Origin of the sequence: Treponema pedis (assembly GCF_017161325.1) — a bacterium.
GTDB lineage: Bacteria > Spirochaetota > Spirochaetia > Treponematales > Treponemataceae > Treponema_B > Treponema_B pedis.
On record NZ_CP045670.1, the window covers coordinates 694,612 to 718,562 of the forward strand.

Sequence of the window (23,951 nt, forward strand, 5' to 3'; positions counted from 1 at the left end):
ATGGCTTTAACATAAAAGAAAAAAGTTAAAATAATTATGGTAGAAGGGGTATTTTTTGAAAAATAAGAATACAGTAGAGAAGATTGGAAAGTAAAATATTCATTAACCTGAATACTTACAGCAGTATACGATATAAGTTCGGTTTAAATGAGCATTTATATGATTAGAGAGTTTGCAAGGTTTAAAGAAATATAGTTTAAACAGACCGTCAATTTAAAACTACCCAATGGACGACCTGTTTATAATGAGGTTCAAAGAATAAGTTGGGGAAGAGATTGAAGAATGTTGTGATTTGATTTCTTTTTAAAAAAAGCGGGATAATATTTCAGACATTTGCTTAACCTTACATTGCATAGCAATATCATGTTGAAGCTGGTGTTAGGTTACATTATTCTTTCTTACGTTAATTAAAAAATTATATAGTTCTTTGCCAAATTCTTTGATTATTTTAATACTATCTTCATCATCTGTTAATAAGATACTGTCATGATAATGATTAAACATATAAGAATCCAAAGTATTATTTTTATTCAGAGATTTATTTTCTTTAATAAATTTTTCGATATGAATAAGTATATAATTTAAAGTACCTATAGGAAAAGATTTTGCAAATTCAGCTATAAAAATCTTTTTTATGATTTCTATTTCATTATCTGAAAATATTTGTCTCAAATTAATTTTTTTTTGATGAAGCAAATTTATTTAAAAGCCGTATAAAGTGTTTACCAAATGAACTATATCCATCATTTATAGTTAGATCAGTAAAAACTGAAGTCATATCAAAAATTCCAGGATAAAATTGAGTAATAGTTTATTATTTTTTTAATTCTTTTATTTATAAAAGAATTATTAGCCTCTAAGAGAAAAAAATACACAAAATGTAAAACATTTTCCCTTATTTTCATTAATATTTAATTTTTCTAATTTATTATAAAAAAGAAAATAAATAAAAGATGTAATAAAGGAACTTCTTTTGAAAATATTAAAAATGACAGGCTTGACAAAGTTACAGATCTGATTAATAATAGACCTAGGGAATCACTGAATTACAGAACGCCGGCAGAAGTCTTTTGTGGTAGCACAGTTGCACCTCATACTTGAATGGGCGATTATTAAAGACAAAAGAAAACTTTATAAAGTAAAGTCGGCTCCTTTTCCTATAAAGCAAGTTAACAAGGCATATTCCATCAGCTCTATTTGTATTAGCACACCTTTATCTGATTCTGATCAATACAATAAATTTTATCAAACAACTGAGCTGTAGACGTTCTGTTTGTAACCGCAATTACAGTCAAGTCCTTATATGATAAAAGATGTTTGACGATTTTTGTTTCTATTGCAGAATCAACACTACGAGAAAATTCATCCAGGAGAATAATTGGAGCTTCAGAATTATAAACAAGACTGCGAACGAGTGCCAAGCGCATATTCTCACCGTCAGAAATGGTCATTTGATTCATATCGATTTTTGTATCAAAACCATTTGGCAAACTACTAAAAAAACTGTTTAATTCAAATTCACTACAAAGCTTTTCAACCTTTTCTCTATTTATATCAAAATCTTTATTAAATGTTAAATTTGTTTTTAGAGAAAGATTGAATAGATGAGGTTTACTCCACACCGCTGTAACAAGCTCCGGACATGTATGAGCAATTATCTTTAAGAGGGTAGACTTTCCGGAACCATTTTGACCTGTAATAGCGACCTTTTCACCTTTTGCTATTTTTAAACATGCATTATCAAAGATAGTCTTCTCAGCTGTTTTATATTGAATATTTTGCAAATCCAAAATTGTATTACCATGTATTTGTTGTTTTTCTAAAGAGTACTCTGCTTTATTTTTTGTATTTAAAAAATCAATATGCCGGCTAACACTGGATGAAAGAGTTTTTATATCAATAATTCCATGTATAATATTATTTGAGACCGAAGATATTATTGAACTTACAAACATAATATTTGCAATATCAGAAATTAAAATATAATCTGAAACTGAATATAAAAATAGAACACCGAGCATTTGCATTATTAATGACTTTAACTGAGTTATCATGCTAACTACTTTTTCCAAGTTAGACATTTTTACATTGACATTTAATTCTTTTCTATTTTTTTCATCAATAAGATACGCACAAACCTCATCTGCTGCATTTAGCTTCACAGACACAATTGCATCAAAAACATCTTGGGTTATAATTTGTGACTCCAATCCGTTCTCATCAATTTCTTGTCTATAGCTTTCAAATTTTTTGCGAGAAATAAATAAAAACACGTCTAATCCAATTGATATGGCAACTAAAAATAACGCAAACGGAGAAACCAAAAAAAGAATTGTCGATACCGTTATAAAAATTAACATATCTGAAAAAAGGCTGATCCTTGCAAAATAAAAAGAAATAATAGTTTGCGGTAAACTCATAATTGAAAAAATGCCGCCACCGGCTTGTGAGTTTCCAAATATTACCGAAGAATCATTGGTACATTTCTTGAAACTCTTTTGCATAATTTTTGATAACGGTTGAAACATTAAATATTTTTCGCCCAATAAATTAAGACTAATTGTCAATGCCGAATATATAAACATTGTAATAGCAGTACATGCTAAATATATAAATTGATTTTGATTAGTAAATATTCTCGATACAAATGCATTTGTTGCAAGAACTATAGCTGATAAAATATGCAGAACAAAAATACACAGCACAATCAGTTTCTTATCATTATAATATAATTTTTTATATTTTTTAATATAGCTTGTTTTCATATACCCTCCTATTTTGCATCTTCTGTATTGCCTATTTGGTGAGAATAAAATTCTTTTACCTCATCAGCATTCAAGGCTTGTTTCATTGGCATATCAAGCCCAATTGTGTTTCCCTTTAAATAAATAAGCCTATTAAAATATTTTGTCGTTGTATAGTTATGACTTATTGCAATAATTGCTTTTACCGTTTGCCCTGCAAATGTTAGAATAATTTTTTCAATTTCCGCAGTCATTCCGGAAGTTGCTTCATCTAAAAATAGAACTTGTGGTTGTGCAAACACACAGCGTAAAATAGAAATCACTTCGCATTCACCATCAGAAACTTCATCAGAGCTAATTACACTATTTAAATCTGCAAGCCGCGGCATATACTTTAAAATCCCCATTTTTTCCAATTGGCCTTTAATTTCAGTTTCAGAAAGAGAATTATTGAATTGAAGGTTTTCTAAAATAGAACCTTTTATAACATAACCTTTTACATCACAATATCCGGTGCGTTTTCTCATTGCCTGTAAGTCAACAGCCGCCATGTCTACACCGCCGATTGTCAGCGAGCCTGTACACGGGTAATCAACACCCATAAGTGCATTTAATAAAACAGACTTGCCGGTACCGCTTCCTCCAATGATTAACACTTTTTCTCCACCATGTATATTTAAGTTGAATTTATTAATCAATGTCTTTTCTCTAAGCGTAACTGAAAAATCAGTAAGTTTGTACTTAAATATTTCAAATTTTGTATTTCCGGTTTGTTCATCAGGCATTTCAAAAAGCTCTTGAAGAGGCTCTTGAGCAATTTTTATATTTCTATAAATCTGCTTTAGCAAAAAAAGATTATACAGATTTGGTATCATAAGTGTTAAAAAATAAAAACTAATAAAAAAACTTGAATCTGTTGCATTATTAAAACAGCTATAAACTAATATAGCAAGCAGCGGAATAATGCGTTGAGAATTTACGAATACAAGTTGTTGTAATCTTTGAGTTTTTGAAACCGCATATAAACCATTCATTGTTAAATTATCAAAATCAGTTTTAAATTTATTTTGAAAAAATGGAAAAATGTTATTTGTAGATATATCCAACGCTCCCGTTAAAACATCCTTTAACTCTCTAAAAGTTTTTGGAAAAAGTTGATTTACATTTCTTTTTATATTTTGTATTTTTTTTAAATATACAAGATGAACAATGATTGAAGGTATTGAAAAAACTAGGAATAGCAGTGTGAGCCAAAAATTTTTATAAAAAAGAAAAGCAAGAATAATTGCAGTTAATAAGCTTTGCGATACATTTTCAAAAAAAGCAATCGTATGAGATATGGAACTAGCAGAAAACTGATAAATTGATGAGACAATATCCCCTGCGTTGTGTTCATAAAAAAATGAAAACGGCAAACTAAAATATTTTTGTATAATTTTATTTTGCATTTTCAGTGCAGATTTTTTAAAAAACCGCGAGCTCAACATTAGCTTAAAAACTATTTGAAATATAAAAAAAGTTAAGATCAGGCCTGCTGTTTTTAAAACTTCCAAAAATTTCAGATTCCCTAAACTTGCCTCAGTCGCAATTTTTGAAATCATATTCGAAGAAACAATCGTAAAATAAAAATTTACACAACCAAATAAAATTAAAAGAAGTAAAAAATACTTATTTAACTTAAAAATATCAGACGAATAATTCTTTTTCATAGACTTACCTTGGCCCTTTCGTATAGAATTTATTAATTTCTTTCTTCGATTGATCGATAAACAGATTAAGCAATTTTGATCTATACCTCTTTTTCCTGTTTGAAATATTTATTAACAACTCATAGTAAGAGTCTGTTTGTGAACAATCTAATAATGAACACAAAGCATTCAACACCCTTTTGTATTCAGAATTATATTCTTTTAACATACAAATATGTAATAAAAATTTTGCATAAAAAAAAGGATTTTCCGGATCAACCTCCAACATAAATCTGTCATGAATAATTGCCTGCTCAATATAACCGTCATGCGAAAAAAAGGACGAACTCCCAATATATGGAAGTATATCAATATCATTATACAATATCGAATTATTTAAATAAGGTCTAATAGAAGCCAAATTTTTTTTATAATTTCATTTCTATTATCTTCCGATATATGAATATAATTCCAAAAATCTTTAGCACTATCTGTTTTCCTTTGTATATTTTCATACATTACAGTATCAAAATAAGCATCGAACATTTGATACATGTCGATGAGCATACAAATAGCAATATCACCCTCTGTCATCGGACAAACCAAATTGGGAATACAATATTTTGTTTCTTTTATTGATTTGACTTTTTCAAGTAAATAAGTTGTATTATCATGATTTTCTATTATTTTTAAGTAATCACCGTCTAGTGATTCTGTAGGGGTTAAATCAGCTGTTTTTAATATAATATATTTTTCATTAGATGTTTTCTGCACGAAACTTTCAAATAAATCATTTGCAGATTTTTCTTTACAAGAAATAAGAGTAATAGAAAATATAAAAAAGAATAACATTATTTTTACTTTCACAAATTCTTCCTTTTGCTGCCAACCGGACAGTCCACTTAACATTCGCTTAGCCTGCTTTTGCGGGCTTGTCCCGCAATGTCAGCGTTGAAGCGGGTGTTAGGTGATTTCTTGTATTCCAATTTTCTTAAAATATTCATATGTTCCATCATAGAATGATGACAGTCGTGTATAGTCTTCATCATCTCCTTCAGGAATTACAATGATAATACCTTGTCTTGCCCGTGTAAGTAGTACTCTATATGCATTTTTTAAATATTGTCTTGCTTCTGTACTATTCACTTCTTGCCATGAACTACCTTTGAAATGTTTTAGTTCCCAATCTCCAGCCATATATCTTAAATCAGCATCCCAGATAAGGCAGACCCAATCAAGTTCCAATCCTTGCACATCAAATTCAGTAGCAACATCTTCTAGGTAAAATGAAGAACGAACATCATCTTTTGGGTTCAAAAACCAATAAACTGGATTAATTGAAGCCCTTACATTATAACCGATTGGTTTTAGCCTTACTGCACCGGAACTAGCTACGATACCATATCTTTCTGTTCCTCTTGCTTGTTTTTTTATCCATCGCTTTGCAGCATTAATATTTCTACTCATTACAAATGGATATGTTTTTGATATAGTTTCATAATGTTTTTGTGACATTGCATAATCGTTATCTAACATGCTTTTAACAAATGCTGCTACTTTTTCAGATCTAAATGATCGAATCGAGACTGATAAATGAAGATCATTATTGATATATAGCTTGTTTGATGTAATATTACATAATATGTCATTACCCTGTGTATATTCACTGTCTGTTAATTTATTTGATACATATACATCCCAATTACTATATGATTTTGAGATAGCTCTAAGCCATTCTTGAATGCCTGCTTCTCCAGTATTTATTTCTTGTCCACCACCAATTAAGCAAATAATAACAGCCCAACCTTTATGTCGATTCATTACGCCTATCAAGAACTCTGGTTCAGATTGGTTAAAATGAGCTTTTCCCTTTTTAGTTTTCATAAACTTTGATGTTTGCTCAAGAGTCCATGCCCTTTGAGCTTCATCAAAAACTACAATTTTTTCAATTGGAGGATTGGTCGATTCAATTGCGTCATCTCTGAAATGATGAATATTCTGAATAAATGCTTTTGTCTTTGAAAGAATCGCCGTTTTTTTTATTTTTTCCCCTTTCGTTTTTGAAGTACTCACCTCATTTCGTGCTAGAGCTTCTCTTAACACATCAACTAACGGACCATTTCCTGAAAGAAAAACCGCATGGTCTGTTTCATCACTGTTATGCCAGCTATTTGCTAAATTTAACCCGGCAAGAGTTTTTCCAGCACCTGGAACTCCTGTCAAAAAACAAATAGCTTTTGAATTAGAAGATTTCGCGTTTTGAATTATTTGATGTATCGCATTTGCAGTTTTTGAAAGGTTAATTGCTCCCGAATCCGATCTGGATATTTCTTCAACCTTATGACCTTGGTAAAGGGCTTGTGCAGCCTCAATTATTGTAGGAGTAGGCTTATACTGAGCATTAACCCAATCCTCTAATGATATTTCTACTTCTGAATATTTTTTTCCGACTAACGTTATTACCGCCGGTAGCTTTTCCGGTTGTAAACAAATAGAATTTGCAACAAAATCCTTATCAAACTTAATTTATAATTTACACTTTTTTGCTTCTGTTGCTATTAAAATAGGAATTATTTTTCTTCTATGACTTCCTTCATGAAAGTTTTTTAAGTCAAGAGCATAATCAACAACCTGATCAATTCCGCTATTATGAAAGACCTCTGAACCTACTTTGAATTCAATGACAAAAATACACCCATAAGAAAGTATTATGCAATCAACACGCCTTCCCATTCTGGGAATACTAAATTCAAATAATATGCTGCCTCGAATATTAGCAAGAAGCTTATGCAATAACTCTATTTGAGTAATCCAAGATAATTTTTGTTGATCACCTAATGGAAACTCGTTGTTTTAACTATTTCACCCAAAATTTCTTCTTTATATTTATTTATAAAACTATCAATTGAATCACAGTAATAACATCTCTTCATAATATCTCCTATTTTGTTGGAAAAATAAGTGCAACAATCGTATCTTAAAATGAGGTAATTATTGCATTGTAAATATCATAATCTCTCAAAGAATATGAATTTTACTTAAAAACCAAAACCTCATCTCCTGAAACGAAATAAACTGTTTGTAAATTTCGTTTATATTTTTTTGCCCCCTTGGATAGTGTGTATAACTTCAGTTTTATGCGTTTTGCATATTTCTCATAATGTTTTTCATTAAAAATAAGAGACTGACTATCAACAAAGCACATGCCCCGAATGTTTTTGGTTTTATTCACGGTGTCGATTGTACTGTCTATTTTTATCGGTGTATCTCCATTTAAAAAATATAATAATGTTTTATCTCCATTAATTTCTATATATTTAGTATATGAGTAAGAATCATATGGACAGGGGTTTATATCATAGTGAAAATCTAAAAACAGTTTTACTACATACAAGTTGTAGAAAGCATATTTTACATTTGGATATGTTTTTATTCTTCCATTAATAACATAGTCGTAGGTTTTGATTTTTTTAAGATACCATTTTGTCTCCATAATATCATAGTCTGAATTTGAAGAATCACTAATATTATAATAAAATTTTAAAAAATCATCCGCAAAGCATGGAAATTTTGAATAATCCCATGCACCGGTATCTGAAAAAATAATACCATCCGTTAGCTTTGCCAATGAAGCGGCTGCAAAACCGTAAGCAGGCCAAGCACGCCCGTTAAAGTTCCAGAAACCATGAGCATTTATAATATACGGCATACGTTCTTCAATATCAGGAATCATAGCCTGTTTATCATCAAACACATAGTCTGATGTTATACATCTATCATCATCGAATGGATAAAAATCAACATGTGTAAAATCTGTAATTTTTTCTCCACAAACAATAAATTCATAACCAATCCACATTGTTTCATTTTCTTCAGGAGCTCTGAAGGGGGTGCTATCAGTAATTAATTCTTCATGTTCCGTTTTGTTATTATAAATTCCTGCATAAACATTAAAGTCAATATGTATATCATTTTTTAAGAAAAAATCTTTTATATTTTTTTTAAACTCTGCTAATAAATCACCAAATGAAAAATTTATCTCATTGCATGGATACACAGCAAAATCAGCACTCATGTTTTTACTCCTTTGTATTATTAAAATATATAACTTTATTTTAAACAAGGTTATAATCAAATACCCTTTAAAGTTTTTCATCGATAGTTATTCATAATAGCATTTGCTTAAGCTTTTTTGCGGTTTTGCCCATTCGGCTTCATTATTCGCGATAATTCTAATACTGAGGATGATTCATGTTTATTTACCACTAAGTCAAAGGTGTTTTCTTTAAATGGTAATTTATTATCATCAGCTATTACTTTTACAGTTATACCTTTTTTACTTAATCTATTCTTTGCTATTTCAATATTTGGTGCATATCCTTCTGTAACATACATTTGCGGAGGTAATTTTTCGAAGGAATCGATAAATTCGCCTCCCCCTGTACCCATATCAAGACATATACTTGCATTTTTAAAATATGCCCTTAATAATTCTGTATAATTCCATGGCAATGGTAAATATTCTACGCAACCGTCAAGATATGAAAAATACTATCCACTAAAATGCTGATTAAGTTCATATTCAAGACTTTTTCGTAATTCAATTTTATTCATTTTTTCTCCATTCACGCACATTAGAGCGTAGTCCTAACATTGTTTTAAACCGCAACACAGCTTGACCGTGTTGTCGGCTTTGAAAATATTGTTATGCTTTATTTTTCTTTTCTAAATACCATTATATACTGATGTATTTGATTTGCAACAAATGAAAACGGATAACCGTAAGGAAATAATTTTGCAGAACGGTCAGACCAGATTTTTAATCCTTTGTAATTTACATTTTGAATTTCATTTATTTTCTGAATGATGTTTGCATGAAGTAAATTTGTTTCTTTTTTTACCGGTTGCAAGTCTTTTACAAATACTACAATATAGCCATGCTTTTTTATATACGGCAAAACAAGTTCTACTGATTTTTTTAACGAATCATAAAATTCATCTACAGATAGATTTCCAAAATCTCTTTTATCGTCGGTAAAGGGAGTTGCAATATTCCCATAAACATTGATGTCTGCTCCGGTTTTTTCTTTACTCATCATATTTGCATAAGGTGGATCAAGCAAAACAAGACTGATTTTTTCTCCAGCAAAAAGATTTTTCATTTGATTTTCATTACTTAAAACTTCTATGCAGTCTCCGCAAATTGTTTTAAACTCTTTTACGCCTATTTCTTTTGCAGCTAACTTATAAGCGTCGATATATTTTTGATTCAAATCAATTCCAACAGCACGCCGATTAGAAAGTCCTGCTCCTAGCAGAGAACCGCCAACGCCCATAAAATAATCAAAGACAATTTCATTTTCTTTTGTAAAAAACTCTATTATTTCTTTCATCAGCTGAGGAGGTTTAGGCGTTGGATGAAGTTTTCTTATTTCGTGTGCATAAGAATCTTTACCATTAGTTGTGTAGAAAGTTGAAAAAACAGAAGTTGTAAAATCAAGCCATTCACCACCAGAGAGATTGTTCAAAGGATTGTTAATTTGATATTTTTCTCCGTCTGGAAAAATTATCATCTGTTTAGAATTCCCCAAAATGCGAGCTTCGTCAATTTTTTCTAAAACCCAATTTGGAAGATTTAATCCTTCAGTTGATTTATAAATTTCTAAAAATGGAACTGCCTCTTTGTATTGTTCGCGGGCAATTTTATTCTTTTCTTTGTATGAATTAAGAGAAGTTTTTACTTGTTTTTCAATTTTCTCAATCACAGAATCAATATTCTCAACTCCATATTTTTGAAGTTCCGCTCTTACTTTTTCTAAATCAATAAAACTCTTTTTACTAGCCATATTAATTCCAATAATCTAAAAGATTTGAAATTGCACGTTTAAAAAGTTTAGGAGCTTTTATACCAAGAACGAGTTTGCCGTTTTCGTTAAGCAAAAATCCTACTTCGATTTCGGCAATTTGTTCATTTTTACTGCCATAAAGGACAACTGTTCTGACAATCTTAAATTCAGGATAGTAGACTTTCAAATATCTTTCGTCGAATGTGTCATAATTATTCAGTTCGTCGATTCCGTTCCGCTTGAGCTCATATTTTTTGCCTTCGATTGTGATAACTTCTGTTTCTGAAATATCAAGCAAGACTAAATCAGGAATAAAAATAATCTGATTTTTATCGCCGGCTTTATACGCATCTCGGTCTGCATATTTTTCAAGTGCAAGATGTTCACCGTTTTTTGTTACGAAATATCCTTTTTCACAACCTGCATGATTTTCAAAAATGGAATAACTTTCAGTAAAATTCTCTACAACCAAATGAATAAAAATTGTTCCGAGTTTTTCTCCTTTTGTTTCATAATGCCAATAATCTTCCGGTAAAGTTGCCTTTGGGAGTCCTAAACCTTCCAATTCTATTCCAAGAACATTTGCAATCTGAACAAATTTGTTTGTTTTTCCAACATGTTTTTGCTCAAGTCCGTGCATAATGATTTCAATTTTTCCTTTAAATCCAAGTTTTCTGATGACAGCAGAAATAATACTCAAAGCTCCAATATTCGGGTCGTGAGAAAGCCCACCACTTTTATATAATCGACCCGAAACTTGAATCCGGTCCTCATCTGCAATATTTATGGCTATAGGAATATTTCCTTTTGGGGCAGGTCGCATAGCAGCTTTTGCAATTCTGAGTTCTTCAATTGAAGTAAATGGCTTAAAAATTTTAGGTTCAAGTTTCTTTCCTAAGATTTCTACGCCAAGTGTTAGAAGCAAGCGTGTTCCAAAAATGTAAGTTTCAGTTGGCTTGTCTTTTTGTCCGACTTGCAAAGCATAAAGCATTATCAATTTTGTTTTTGGGTAGTAATTCTGAATAAAAACAAACTTTGAGCATCGTTGATAAACGCCTGTATTACGGCTTTCTTTGTCGTCAGTTTTTGTTTCTTCGATTGCGTAAAGCGGAGTATCTTTTACTGTCGGTAAATTGTTCTGATAGAAAACGAGGAAATCCGTAAAACTTGAACTTCCAGAAACTGTTTTTATGTAAACTTTGTCAACTTTGGCACATTTGAAGCCAATAACTTCATATGTAAATGAAAATATTTTATCTTTGTTCAAAAGAGGAATTATACGAATTGAATCTCCAAAGAATCCACAATTCCGGTCTTTTGCGAAGTATTCAAAAATCATTTTCAAAACATCTTTCTTAGGTCTTTCTTCTGTCAAAATCCACAAATTCATTTTTACATCTATTTTTTTAGTATATATAATTGTTCAAAAACTGTTTTTTTTGTCCGAGCAAGACCATTGTTATTACTCTTAAATCTTGCATACTCAAATTGCTCTAATTTTACATTTCCATACCGGCTCAGAGTTTTTATTATTTTTTCTGACGGCATTATTCCTTCTGAATTGTAACTTAATACAAGAAATTTATACTTCGCTTCTTTTACAATTTTATCTAAATCTTCTAAAGCGGTTGTAGGATTACAAAATCTTGATTTTTGAGAAGAATAATCTCTCATTCCTGTAACACCACGCAATTTTGGTTCGTCATATTTTGCGATTGTTTCTAAAATATGATAGTTTGGAGCATACTGCCGCTCGTTGTATGGTGGGTCAAGATATAAAATGTCTACATCGATTTTATCCAAAAGGTTCATACTGTCGTCATTATAGACTATATTTTCTTTTCCATTATTTACAAATTGAATTGTTCTCAATTCCAATGGCCTTAAAGCTCTAAAATCCCAGTGTTTATGAAACGCCGCATAAACTCCTGCAATATTTGAATAAAAACCGATTGTTTCTATTAGACAAGCAAGCAAAATAAAATACTCGTTTTCAGAAATCAAATTTTTATTTTTCCAGTTTTCAATTTGCTGACGAATTGCATCAATTTTTTTACCGTTTTCATCTATAAAGTACATACGTGGTTGAGGAAGTTCTTTTGTACCTGATGGCGTATAATTTTTATAAATAAAACCTTCTACACCTTCAAGAGAATTAAGATAATTTGCAACAATTTCTAATGAACTTTGAAATAAACTTTCAGAATCTTGCTTAGGGAGATTTTTTATTAAGTTTTCAAATTTTGGTTCTTCGTTATTTTCAATATAGGCTTTTTGCAAGCAATAAGACAAATACAAAATATCAGAAGAAGAAACCTGCAAGCCTTTTAATTTAAAAAAATGACCTACATTTGTTGTTCCTGCAAAAAAATCAAAGAAAGTTTCACCAGTTACATTATTGGCTTGGAGAATTGTGTAAATATTTTCCAATATGTTTTCTTTATTTCCAATGTATCGCATTTTTAAGCCAACTTTAGAGCGAATTTTTCTTGAGCCAAAGTTTGAGGATTGTAATTAGTTATTAAAACCTCAACAGTTGAATTCTTATTTCGGTCAATTGTGTGATAATTTGAATTTGAATAATTCTTTACAAGATATGAAACAAAATATTTTTTTCCTTCAATCCAGTTTTTTAAAATCAGATTCTCTTTACCTTTATGTTCAAGAACATTTGAAAGAGCAAAATAAACATTTTTTTTATTCAACTCGTCAAGAATTTGCAAAAGTTTTTTTTCTTGTTCTTCGTTCCAGCCTGTAAAACCTCGCTTACCGTCATTGTAAGTGCCAGTCGTAATTAAATATGGCGGGTCGCAATAAACAAAATCGTCTTCACAAAGTTTTGAAAAATCAAATTCATCAAAATTGAAAGAAGTAAATTCTGTATTTTTTGAATTAAGTTCTTTTAGAAAATTCAAAAGATTTGTTTTCATGTGTTCATTAAAACAACTTCTATCTTTACCAAAAGGATTGTTGAATCCGTGAGAATTATTAAATCTTATCTGATGATTAAAAGAGTACGCCGTTAAAACAAATAAATCAAGAGGATTTTTTTCTTGATTGTAAAATTTTCGTAATTCCAAGTAGCCGTCTTTATTTGTAAGCGAAAGATTGAACTGCTTTATACGGTTTTCAATATGGTTTATAACATCATTTTCAGATAAAGATTCAAATTTTTTATATAAATCAATTAAATATGAAAGATTATCATTAAAAATTACTTTTTTTGCAGATACATTTATGCCGACATTGCAGCCGCCGCAGAATAAATCTACGAAAGTTCCTATATTTTCAGGAAAAAGCGGCAAAATTTGTGGAAGTATTTTATATTTTCCACCTATATAATTCATAGGTGATGCAATAATCCGGTTCATATTCCAATTATACCAAATTTTTACAAAAATTTATACTACCTTTTTAGTCTTCCGCGTCAGTGGCGTGTCCATCCAACATTCGCTTAACCTGCGAGGCGTACATGGCGCAATTCTTGCCGAGGAGCGCAGCGACGACTAGCAAAAATCGTGACATAACCGAGTCAGGCTGAAGCAGGTGTTAGGTGCTTTCTTCTATACCAAAATAGCATATTCATAAAGACTGTCTTCTTTGCCATTACAAATTCTTTTCCTTACTTTATCATGTGGATTAATAACACTTCCCTTCTTTTCCATATATACGTCGTTATTATCAATCTTCCACTTATACTTTTTACGATACTTTAAAACCTGTCCTAGATATGATCCAAGCTGAAATAATAACTCATTATTATCTAGCACTTTTGCTTTATCCTCTTTTTGTAATATTTCCTCAATGTAATCATCCAGTAATTTTAACGATTGTATTGTACATAGCATAAATCCATACTTTTTTCTAAGTATATTTAATACCACTATTGATGACATTTCTATCAATGCGATTGGCTTTAAACCACCATTCTTCATCCGCATTTTTAGGAAAAATGCTCCAATAAATATAATTATTGGTATAGACAACATTGTTAACAATACAATTGGAAATATGTCTTTAATAGTTATCATATTCAAGTCTCCAAAATATAATCACCTGTTTCAAAGGGTCATCTTTCTAAAATTGAATGACATAAGGACATATATGACTACGAAAAAAATCATTCAGTAATACTTATAGTGCGCCGTAAGGCAAGTCCGCCTAACATTCGCTTAACCTGCATTTGCAGGCTCCTCCGCAATGCCAGGTTGAAGCGGGAGTTATGTGATTTTTATAATTCAAAACCTTTTTCCTTATACCTTTCAATATTCTTTTTACTACCGGTACCATTAATTATCCATTGTGATATGAAATCGGGATTTTTAATTATTTTCCCACTTTGTCTTTCTCTATATTCTCCCGGCTTTGCTTCTATAATAGCCCTATCATCATTCGGAATTGTGAATAATTCTTTATGATTTTCTCTTTTTATTTTAATCTCGTTTTCAGTTATAGATTCTATAATCCCGCTTGTTTGGTATTGTTCTAACAATTCATTATTTTCATTGTAATAGTTAATTCCAATGAGTATTAGTTTGCCAATTCCATTTTTATTCATCTTTTCTCCTTATTTTGATTAGTTTTTTTGAGGCGAATATTTTTCTTTTATAAAAGATTTAATTTCAAGTTCTTCCTCTTTTGAATTAAAGAAATGTCGGGGAATTAAAATAGCTTTTGTATATGATACATAAACTGCGATTAATTTTTTATTGATAATAATTTTTCTGAAATCCTCAAGCGTATAACTAAACGAACCTCTACAAGATGCTAAATTTATACCATTCTCTGTTAATGTGAGTATAATCTCATCTTTTAAGGTCCTATCACTCTTAAATGAATAATTTCTAAAAATTTTAAGTATTAAAAAATATATGGCAAAGATAAATAAAACAGGTAATAATTGAGCTATTATATTTTCAATTCTTGGATACTTTATTATGCTTGAAATTGTGCTTGAGAAAATTACAAAAAAACAAATAAGCAGCATAAAAAAATAACTTTTTTTATGTAGAATGGCTGCTCTATAAAAATTTGTATAATCTTCCAAACTTAATTTACCTTTTAGAACATATTCCATTTTTTTCTCCCTGTGCCACAGCGGGGCATCCACATAACTACGCGCTTAAACGGTTTTGCAGCGTGACCGCAAAATCCGATTTGAAGCACATGTTACGTGCTTATTCCTTGAATACATTATTTCTATGATAGGAAACATAATAAGCATTGTCTTCTGTAATTTCAATTTTCATATCAGAATTTATATTCATAAATATTCTATCATACTCATTGATTTTTAGTGAAATAAGTATGCTTCCGTCTTTATCAAAACTAATTAATCCTTTATCTACAAGTTTATCGTGATTGGGACAAAGTTATAAACCATTTCCAATATCAAGCTTTTCTTTTTTATCACTTACACTCCATGGCTTCAAATGGCTTGCTACCAATAAATCTGTGCACTGAACTCCGCATAGACAACATTTTTTATATTTTTCTAATAAATTTTTTCTAAACTTATCTTGATTAATTCGTACTTTTACAATAGCTTCCTTTTCTTCTCCTGTAAAATCAGCACAATTCTTTTCAATTTCTATAATTCTATTGTTATAATTCTGGGTATAATTATTTATATACTCTAAAACGCTTTGTTTTAAATTTTCTTCTCCATACCAAACATTTCTACCTTTAAAATCGATTTTAAAGGTTCTTTCATTTTCAGGTATTAAAAATACATCGTTAGAAACTATATTATAAAAATTATGATCTTGTAGATTTCTTTCAAACATTACTTCATTTGGAACAATTTGATGTTCTCTGTAAACAGTAGCATTTTTATACCATCCTACAATAACTTGCCCACCTGTTTTTCTTGTAGAACACCAAACAACTAAAATGTTTTCCGCTTTTTCAAAAGCATTTGTATCTAACTTAGAAACATCTATTACAGCTTTTGTTGATTGTACATATCCATAATATGTACCATTAAAACTTTTATAATTATGGATTTCATGTCCAATTTGAGTTTTATTATACGAACCACCATTGACAGGTTTATCAGAAACATCTCCATTATATGAAGATGACCATCCTATTTTACAAAAAAGTATTTCCATTTTTTTTATTTTTCAACCTGCGCCCCAGTGCGGGCATCCATCTAACATTCGCTTAACCTGCATTTGCGGCTCCTCCGCAATGTCAGGTTGAAGTGGGTGTTAGACACTTTTACTTCTTGCTATTAAAAATAATAGCAGCTATAACGCCCGGAATCCAGCCTGAACAAGTTAAAAGCAGTGTAAGTAAAACTGCTCCGCAACCACGGTCTAAAACCGCCAATGGAGGAAAAATTATACATAATATTGCCCTTCCGCATCCCATCTTATAATCTCCCAGTCAATATTTCTTGCATTTATATAATAAAATATTTCATATAATTTCTATATCAATGCTTTTTGTACTTATTCAAATATCAATATAATTTTTTATCACATCAACCAAATCGTTATCGCTTATATTAATAAATACGCTTTTAATTTTAAACTATTTTACTTTTTATTACTATACATTCATAAATAAAAAATCTGAAAATTTTACTATAAAACTAAAATTTTATTTTCCTTATCCAAGTAGATATTATAATAGGATATGGCTTTATTCAAAAAATAAGCTATAAATCGGGTTTTAAAACTTTAATTTACAAAAACACATACCCCAACTTTTCAAAGTTGCAGTTAATTGTGCCGTAAGACATCTGTCCAACTTCTCACTTAACCTGCATTGCCGTGCCCGTTTAGGACTTGGCGTGGAAATTGCATAAAAGAAACTGAACCGCTTTAGCGGCGACAGTACAAGCAATTTCCATGACAAAGACAATGTCAGCGTTGAAGCGGATGTTAGATCGCCAATTGCTGCGAAGCACTTTCCCTTAGCAATCTTTTATATTTTTGATTATATTTTCATCATAATCACTTATTGTTATAATAAATGCTACTTTATCTTTCCTAATGCCAACATTTAGTTTATATGCTTATTTCTAAGAATAAATTTATCAGTTGATTATGATGAATTTTAGACATTACAGAAAGATTATTACATTTATTCATCAACATCATATTGCTAAAGCAATCTAATTTCAAATCCAAATCACATGATAATTCAGAATTGCAACTTTCATTTTTCCTAAAAAATTAATATGTGCACATCATCACCGTCAAAATTATCCATAATGTTTGCATTATGTGAAACCAACACAAAAGTTTTATTATTGTTTTTCACAAGCGACTGCATAATTTCATAAAGCCATAAGCATGCTTCATTACTTAAAGCAGAATCAGGTTCGTCCATTATAAAAACATCAGCATTACTATTTAATAATTTCAAGATATGTACAATTTGTTTTTGACCGGCACTTAAATTTTCACCAAAATTTTCAACTTTTGTTTCAGCATCAATACCAACAAGTTGCAAAATAGTACTTACATCAATATTCAGCTTTTCAGAATTTTCAGTGATATTTTCCAACACTGTTCCATTGCACAAGCATGTTGTATTTGTAATGTAGCATAATTTTTTCGGTGCAGTCGCAGAAAGTGTGCCATTCGGTTTTATTTCAGGGGCATATATATGTTCCAATCCGCAAAGACTATTCAGTAATGTCGTTTTTCCTTTTCCATTTGCGCCGCGAATTATATTTATTTTGTTGTATTCAAAATTAATGCTTTCCCTTGAATCCTCCCAAATTATTTCTACGCTTTGCGGCAAGCTCTTCGGCACCGCACCGGAATGCTCTTTTTCATAAAGATTATTTATTCTGCCAATAGATGCACTTGCCATACTTAATTGATTCTTAGCACGTAAGCATGAAGAAAAATATTTCAGGGCTTGCGAAATCAATGTACTGATTTGTACCGCAAGCCCTGCTGTAGTTGCAGAGTCTTTTTGTTTTAGAAAAAACAAAATAATAAATGCCAATAAAATAGTTATAGTACTTACTGTTGTATACAAAAAACTTGAAATCTGGTTATGGTATGCAATCTGAATGGAGGTTTCATTCAGAACTTCATTTACTGCATTGAAGTCATCCAAAGTATTCTTTAATCTTTGATTTGCAAAGATATACTTAAAGTTATTATACATGTTGATAATAAAACTTTCTTTATGCACATATGCTTCTCTCTGTGCATTACTATCCTTTTTTAATATCTTATCAAAAATGTATGAAACAAAAGATAAAATTACAAATGCAATCAAAAGTAAAACAGTAATAAGCATGCTTTTAAAAAACAAATATACACAGTAAAAAACAATTGCTAAAATATTTATTGCGAGTACCGGGAAAAAGCCAAATAAAATTGGCATGAGCCTATTTACATCATTATTCAAAAGTTTAACTGTGTCAGCCGCATTACGTGAATACACATCATACCATTTTAAATTTAAAAACTGATATGTCAGTCTTTGCGACAAATCAGCATAAACTTTTTTTCCTACATGCTTTGCTAAAAGCACATTCAAAAAATTCACACATACTAACAAAACTATAACTAAAATATATTTCAGAAAGTCATTGTAATTTTCTGGTATCATTTGACTTGCAAAATAAATATCAATCACTTTTTTTAAATAATATGTTTCAAAAAAAGTTATTATAGCAATACCCCCATGAACACAAAACCACAGTATTTGAACTTTCCAAAATAGTGCACCAAGTCGTTTAATTAAATCTTTCATAAGTCCTCACAGTTAAATTTATACTCATGAGTAAATAGTTTTGTCATTTCACAACGCATTTTCTTGTCTTTTCCAAAAAGACGAATATTAATTGGACAACTACACACACTCCTTTGCTCACAGTACTCACATTCTTCAGTATACACGCAATACTTTTCATGCAAGGCTCTTGACTCATCTAAAACAGTCCTAAAGTTGTCACAGTAAAACAAATTACCTTCTGTGTGAAAAGGGAACGGAATGCATGGACGCACAATACCCTGTGGTTGCACCACCAAACCAGTATCTGGTATATTACAATGCGTGGGCAATAATCTTTCTTTGAATTGTCGTCCTGCACTATTGTATAATTTAATAATGTCATCATATGGCATTTGAACCTTCAAAGGGGATATTTTACCATTAAGTGTTGGCATAAAAAAACAATAAAAAAATGCCGTATCATGATTTTTTAAAAAGTCTAAAAGTAAATTTACATTTTTAATTTTATTGGTAACAATTAATTTATAGTATGTACTAATACCACTGTTACTCAATTTATCAATATTTGAAAACACCCTTTCATATGAATCAGTATTCGTAACATCTAAATACTCAGTTTTTGAAAAACCATAAATACTAATCCACAAAATTGCAGGAGGTTTCGATTTAAATAGCTCAACAATTGCGTCTGATATTAAAGATCCATTAGTGGTGAGTGCTACCTGAAAGCCATTATCGTATAACACAGAATAAATCAAATTAAAATCTGGGTGTAACAATGGCTCACCACCCATCAAATAAACCCTCTGCACTTCGTACTCATTTAAAAAATCTAATAGCACCGCTAGATTTGTAATGTCAAAAAAGCATGGTGCAACAACTGCACCATGCACATAGCAATGAATACAACTGAAGTTACAACTATATGTCAACTCAAGGGTTACGCAAATAATATCATATTTTCTGCTCAACTAAAGCCCCAGCATTACACAATATCTCAAGCACTTTGGAAATAACCACAGTATCAACAGAATATAACTCTGCTAACTCTGTTTTTAACACATCAACACTAGTAGGCAAAAGACGGAAAATACTAGAAAGTATCTGTAAATCTATATAACACTTACCGCCCAACTTAACCCCCGCATTACACTGGGGGTAGATTAGAACCTTACCAGAGTATATGTGCGAAAGCTTCATTACAACGCTTTCCCCAATTCTTATATTCATACTATTCATCTACTAAACAACAATTTACTTACTCCCAGCACCTGGATCTTCCCCTACTGGCCATGGGTTGTCATCGCTACCTGAACATGCGCAGCATGGAGTAATGACCACAATAATACGTTGCAATTCATCCGTAAAATCAAACTTGTCCATATAGACCTCCTTAGTAAGAGTATAGCATATTTATTTTGAAATATCAAGATAAAAATATTCTTTTTCGTAAAAAATTAAGTATCATAAACACAAAACAGTCCAGAAAACCTATATTTTATTACATCCTCAATGAGTTAAAATACTTAATATAAAAGTTTTATTTTCCTGATTAAGTTTTAATGTATAAAACTTATATATTTTTCGATATTTTAATTAATCGTGCGAAGTGTCGTTCTAACATTCGCTTAACCTGTGGTTTCGTGCCCGAAGGACTTGGTGAGACTTGTGCGTCAGGAACGAAGCAACAGCACAAATCGTGACAAAGAAAACATCAGGTTGAAGCGGGTATTAGCTGAATTCTTTATTTTATTATGTTAAGTAAAATAGCATCTAAATAATCTGAATATAGGAGATGTTAACCGCTCAAACAGAACAAGATTTGATTTATTTAAGAATATTAAAGCTTTTTTAATATCCCATCCGGAATAATCATCAATAGCATTTATTGGTAACTCAATTACATCTCGTTTGGGCAACACCTGAATGTACCAATCTGGATTGTTTTTATAAATAAATCTAATATCATAATCACTATCTGTTGATTCAAATCCCCAAGCTCGAGATCCTGACTCAACAGCTAGAATTATTTTAATTTGATAATCTTGTTCTATTTGTGCGAGTTTTTTCTCAATATTTACTCTCATTCCATATTCAATTTCACTCATATAAAATCCTTTCTGATTCTTCAGCTCCGCGACGCGGACTCCAGCTAACATTCGCTTAACCTGCATTTGCGGCTACTCCGCAATGTCAGGTTGAAGCGAGTGTTAGATACTTTTTATTTTTCTATTACTTCCCTAACAATTCTCAGCAATAAATTAAATAGCATTTTGTTAAATCTAATATACTCTGTAATTTCTAATGAAAAACTACCGCCATGTGCTTGTGAAGACCTAAAAGAATTTAAAGTATTGATATCTTCCTTTGTTATACGTTGCTTATATCGATCAAATAGATCAATTAGCATTTTTCTGAAGCCATATCCATTCCTAATTGCTAACATTTGCATAATTTCATCTTTATCCACCTGATCTAGTGATGATTGCCTTACTTTTTCGATTAATCCTGAATACTTGTTTACTTGTGTTTTACCAAAGAAAAATGGATGAATACTATTTAAGAGATAAAGTTGACCTTGAACTTTTTGATCAATAAAGTTAGTTGTGAAATATGAAACTATATAGTTTTCAATAAATGGTATTTTATTCACAAATAGCAGCCAATTTTCAATGTATCGAAAAATATTACTGATTAATTCACTAGATGGAAAAATATCCTGATTGAGATTCGCTTTGCATTCATTGAATTTTTTCCTTGTAAAATAAATATGCCGGAAAGATTCTCTGCCTGTATCATCTGTAACAAAGAATATAATTTCCTCATTTAGTGATGGATGCTGAAAAAGCAATGTAAAAAATAACTCTATTTGAAGTATAAATCTTCTAATATCATAAATACCTAGTTTTGTTTTAAATTCATATACAAGTGCATTGGTTTGATGAACTTTAAATTCATTCCTGTTTATATTATGTCGTTTATGAAATGATTCTTGATATGCACGGTAATTAGTAAATTCATTGATAGAACTTTTTGTTTCATTTTCTATTTTGATAACCGTTCGGTTTTCTTTCGTATTTATAACTGTTTTAACAAGACTATTGCCAATTAATGCAGAGTAATCATTATTGATAAATGATAATTTTGTTATTTTAATTTCTTCCTCATTATCAAAACGATCTCCAGTAATTAAATAGCTAGATACAATTGTGTATTCATATAAACCATATGATGACGTACAAGAATTATATATTTCACAATTAAATAATGTTCCAAGGATGTTATTTTCTCTAATAATCACATGCACAACATTTAGAAAGTAGCCGGTTGTTAAGTCATCCTTATCAAGCGAATTGTTGGTTAATATTTTACCGAGTATTTGACTTCCCTGTCTGACTTCTAATATACCACTATATGATTTTCCTTCAAGAAAAAATAATGCAGTAGATTTGATATTAGTATTTGTTCTCATTATTCTTTATGCCTCAAAATCTGTACACCTAACTTCTCGCTTAAACGGTTTTGCGGATTGACCGCAAAATCCGATTCGAAGCGCATGTTATACGATTATTCTTTAAATTTGATTTCTTCTGCATTATTTTCACTTATTATTATTGTACCATCTGGCATCATAAAAACAACTTCATCCCAATATTTTTTTGAATTCTTATGTTCTTTTGTTACATAAATAAAATAGATAATTCATTTATTATTTTGCTCGTCTAATGGATGTAATTCATAATGCGAATAAAATAAAGGTATTTCATTTTTCCAGCTTGGATTATAAACATCTTTTATGTACAAGTCTGCAAGTTCCTGTAATTTTTCATTTTTAATATAGTCTTTCAGATGTTTTTTCTTTAGGGAGCTATTTTGAACATCTAATAGTTCTTGACCAACTTTCCATGTACAATCATAAGTTTTTGGAGAATTAATATCTGAAGTAATTCCACTTATAAAAATCAAATCATTCCTTGAATAATTTGCCTGATACACATGAATATTGCGGTTTTCTGTTTTTATAATTTTTTCTTTATAAAGTTTTGAAGTATCTTCCTTGGAGAATAAAGAATTTATAAATAACTGTAAATTGTTTTCAAGTTTATAAGTTGTTCCATCTTCTTTTTTAATTACTTTACCGTTCAACCATATTTCTTCAGTTTTATCATCGATATAATAAATTTCAGCTTTATATAAAAGTAGTGCTTTTATATATTTTTCTTTTTTCGCATGCTTAAGCCGGTTAAGAAATTCTGATTTTTGATTTTCGTTTAATTTTACCGTAATGCTTTTTTCCTGCTCGTTAAGATTTCTTTTAGTAACAGTTATTTCCTTTATGTTCTCATTTTTATAAAGCATTAAAAATTCTTCATTAGTCTGAGTAAAAGCTTTCAAAAATATTAAACAATAAATTACAGTAAAAAGAATTATTCTTTTCATTTTTTCCCTAAGCGCCCTAATGTTGACGTCCATCTAACATCTTTTCGACCTTTCTTCATTATACCATAAAAATCACTAGTTTGCAACCTAATATCCAAATAAATTTAAAAGATAAATCTTTCTACCATAAAATAATTGAGTGTATAAACATACACTTGACAGATTAGACCTATCTTCGTTAAATCGCGTCCATTCGCCAAACACGAAGGCGGAGAGCTTCCATAAGGCGCATTCCCGTTCCATAGAGGAGCTTTATAAAAAGAGCGTATTCGTTATCGGGCAAAAGCGAAAATATCGTTGCAGCTTCCTCGCGGGGTCATCACGGCAGGCAGTTTTTTAGCACGGACAATGCTGTCCGTCTGTTTAAAGCCCAAAGGGCTCCCTCCAATAGCAATAATCTTTACCGCCGTCGGGCAATAGAAACCTTGCCGGTCTTATGCACAAAAAAAATGCACATGCCTGCAAGCAGTATAAAAAAGATTGCAAAAATTAACCGTGATTCAAATGCAGCCGAAACATGCTAT

General features: G+C 30.5%; 24 protein-coding genes and 1 pseudogene. All 25 read right to left on the bottom strand.

Annotated elements, in window-relative coordinates:
- Positions 1-378: 378 nt before the first annotated feature.
- Positions 379-696 (bottom strand): hypothetical protein, encoded by a 318-nt coding sequence (locus tag DYQ05_RS03035; protein WP_024465893.1) that lies wholly within the window; start codon positions 694-696, stop codon positions 379-381.
- Between the two features lie 506 nt (positions 697-1,202).
- The gene (locus tag DYQ05_RS03040) at positions 1,203-2,765 is read right to left on the bottom strand and encodes an ATP-binding cassette domain-containing protein (protein ID WP_020964435.1); all 1,563 of its coding nucleotides are present in this window, start codon (positions 2,763-2,765) and stop codon (positions 1,203-1,205) included.
- Between the two features lie 8 nt (positions 2,766-2,773).
- On the bottom strand, positions 2,774-4,453 hold the full coding sequence (locus DYQ05_RS03045; protein WP_020964436.1) for an ATP-binding cassette domain-containing protein: 1,680 nt from the start codon (positions 4,451-4,453) through the stop codon (positions 2,774-2,776).
- 375 nt (positions 4,454-4,828) lie between these two features.
- Entirely contained in the window at positions 4,829-5,341 is a 513-nt protein-coding gene (locus tag DYQ05_RS03050; protein WP_020964437.1) for a hypothetical protein, read from the bottom strand.
- Positions 5,342-5,395: 54 nt separating this feature from the next.
- Positions 5,396-6,958 carry a DUF2075 domain-containing protein gene (locus DYQ05_RS13590; protein ID WP_338065479.1) on the bottom strand — a complete coding sequence of 521 codons (1,563 nt, stop codon included), beginning with the start codon at positions 6,956-6,958 and terminating at the stop codon, positions 5,396-5,398.
- Positions 6,959-7,165, bottom strand: a complete 207-nt coding sequence (locus DYQ05_RS13595; RefSeq protein WP_029408995.1) for a hypothetical protein — start codon at positions 7,163-7,165, stop codon at positions 6,959-6,961.
- A gap of 301 nt (positions 7,166-7,466) precedes the next feature.
- Positions 7,467-8,507, bottom strand: coding sequence for a hypothetical protein (locus DYQ05_RS03060; protein ID WP_024465940.1), 1,041 nt, complete (start codon positions 8,505-8,507; stop codon positions 7,467-7,469).
- 107 nt (positions 8,508-8,614) lie between these two features.
- Entirely contained in the window at positions 8,615-8,944 is a 330-nt protein-coding gene (locus DYQ05_RS03065) for a class I SAM-dependent methyltransferase (RefSeq protein WP_051150647.1), read from the bottom strand.
- A 200-nt stretch (positions 8,945-9,144) separates the two neighbouring features.
- The gene (locus DYQ05_RS03070; protein ID WP_020964440.1) at positions 9,145-10,278 is read right to left on the bottom strand and encodes a DNA methyltransferase; all 1,134 of its coding nucleotides are present in this window, start codon (positions 10,276-10,278) and stop codon (positions 9,145-9,147) included.
- A 1-nt stretch (position 10,279) separates the two neighbouring features.
- On the bottom strand, positions 10,280-11,668 hold the full coding sequence (locus DYQ05_RS03075) for a hypothetical protein (protein ID WP_024465938.1): 1,389 nt from the start codon (positions 11,666-11,668) through the stop codon (positions 10,280-10,282).
- A gap of 8 nt (positions 11,669-11,676) precedes the next feature.
- Complete coding sequence (locus DYQ05_RS03080; protein ID WP_020964443.1) at positions 11,677-12,738, bottom strand: DNA adenine methylase; 1,062 nt, start codon at positions 12,736-12,738, stop codon at positions 11,677-11,679.
- Positions 12,739-12,740: 2 nt separating this feature from the next.
- Positions 12,741-13,625, bottom strand: a complete 885-nt coding sequence (locus tag DYQ05_RS03085; RefSeq protein WP_020964444.1) for a Dam family site-specific DNA-(adenine-N6)-methyltransferase — start codon at positions 13,623-13,625, stop codon at positions 12,741-12,743.
- Positions 13,626-13,841: 216 nt separating this feature from the next.
- On the bottom strand, positions 13,842-14,309 hold the full coding sequence (locus tag DYQ05_RS03090; RefSeq protein ID WP_024465936.1) for a hypothetical protein: 468 nt from the start codon (positions 14,307-14,309) through the stop codon (positions 13,842-13,844).
- A gap of 200 nt (positions 14,310-14,509) precedes the next feature.
- Complete coding sequence (locus tag DYQ05_RS03095) at positions 14,510-14,836, bottom strand: hypothetical protein (RefSeq protein ID WP_024465935.1); 327 nt, start codon at positions 14,834-14,836, stop codon at positions 14,510-14,512.
- An 18-nt stretch (positions 14,837-14,854) separates the two neighbouring features.
- Positions 14,855-15,355, bottom strand: coding sequence for a YcxB family protein (locus DYQ05_RS03100; protein ID WP_024465555.1), 501 nt, complete (start codon positions 15,353-15,355; stop codon positions 14,855-14,857).
- Between the two features lie 295 nt (positions 15,356-15,650).
- On the bottom strand, positions 15,651-16,391 hold the full coding sequence (locus DYQ05_RS03105; protein WP_020964447.1) for an HNH endonuclease: 741 nt from the start codon (positions 16,389-16,391) through the stop codon (positions 15,651-15,653).
- A gap of 109 nt (positions 16,392-16,500) precedes the next feature.
- Positions 16,501-16,653, bottom strand: coding sequence for a YqaE/Pmp3 family membrane protein (locus tag DYQ05_RS03110; RefSeq protein ID WP_020964448.1), 153 nt, complete (start codon positions 16,651-16,653; stop codon positions 16,501-16,503).
- Between the two features lie 801 nt (positions 16,654-17,454).
- On the bottom strand, positions 17,455-19,005 hold the full coding sequence (locus DYQ05_RS03115) for an ATP-binding cassette domain-containing protein (RefSeq protein ID WP_020964449.1): 1,551 nt from the start codon (positions 19,003-19,005) through the stop codon (positions 17,455-17,457).
- Positions 19,002-19,958: a radical SAM protein gene (locus DYQ05_RS03120; RefSeq protein ID WP_020964450.1), complete on the bottom strand. Its 957-nt coding sequence runs from the start codon at positions 19,956-19,958 to the stop codon at positions 19,002-19,004. Before DYQ05_RS03120 ends, DYQ05_RS03115 begins: the two co-directional genes overlap by 4 nt.
- Positions 19,942-20,217, bottom strand: coding sequence for a hypothetical protein (locus DYQ05_RS03125; protein WP_144299182.1), 276 nt, complete (start codon positions 20,215-20,217; stop codon positions 19,942-19,944). The genes DYQ05_RS03120 and DYQ05_RS03125 overlap by 17 nt, the downstream gene beginning before the upstream one ends.
- A gap of 24 nt (positions 20,218-20,241) precedes the next feature.
- Entirely contained in the window at positions 20,242-20,370 is a 129-nt protein-coding gene (locus tag DYQ05_RS14290) for a hypothetical protein (protein ID WP_264080058.1), read from the bottom strand.
- Positions 20,371-20,744: 374 nt separating this feature from the next.
- Complete coding sequence (locus tag DYQ05_RS03130) at positions 20,745-21,095, bottom strand: DNA polymerase beta superfamily protein (protein WP_206183812.1); 351 nt, start codon at positions 21,093-21,095, stop codon at positions 20,745-20,747.
- A 113-nt stretch (positions 21,096-21,208) separates the two neighbouring features.
- Positions 21,209-22,459, bottom strand: a complete 1,251-nt coding sequence (locus DYQ05_RS03135; RefSeq protein WP_020964451.1) for an ApeA N-terminal domain 1-containing protein — start codon at positions 22,457-22,459, stop codon at positions 21,209-21,211.
- Between the two features lie 230 nt (positions 22,460-22,689).
- The gene (locus tag DYQ05_RS03140) at positions 22,690-23,427 is read right to left on the bottom strand and encodes a hypothetical protein (protein ID WP_020964452.1); all 738 of its coding nucleotides are present in this window, start codon (positions 23,425-23,427) and stop codon (positions 22,690-22,692) included.
- A gap of 187 nt (positions 23,428-23,614) precedes the next feature.
- Positions 23,615-23,783: pseudogene (locus tag DYQ05_RS13600) on the bottom strand (integron integrase); the annotation flags it as partial.
- Positions 23,784-23,951 lie beyond the last annotated feature (168 nt).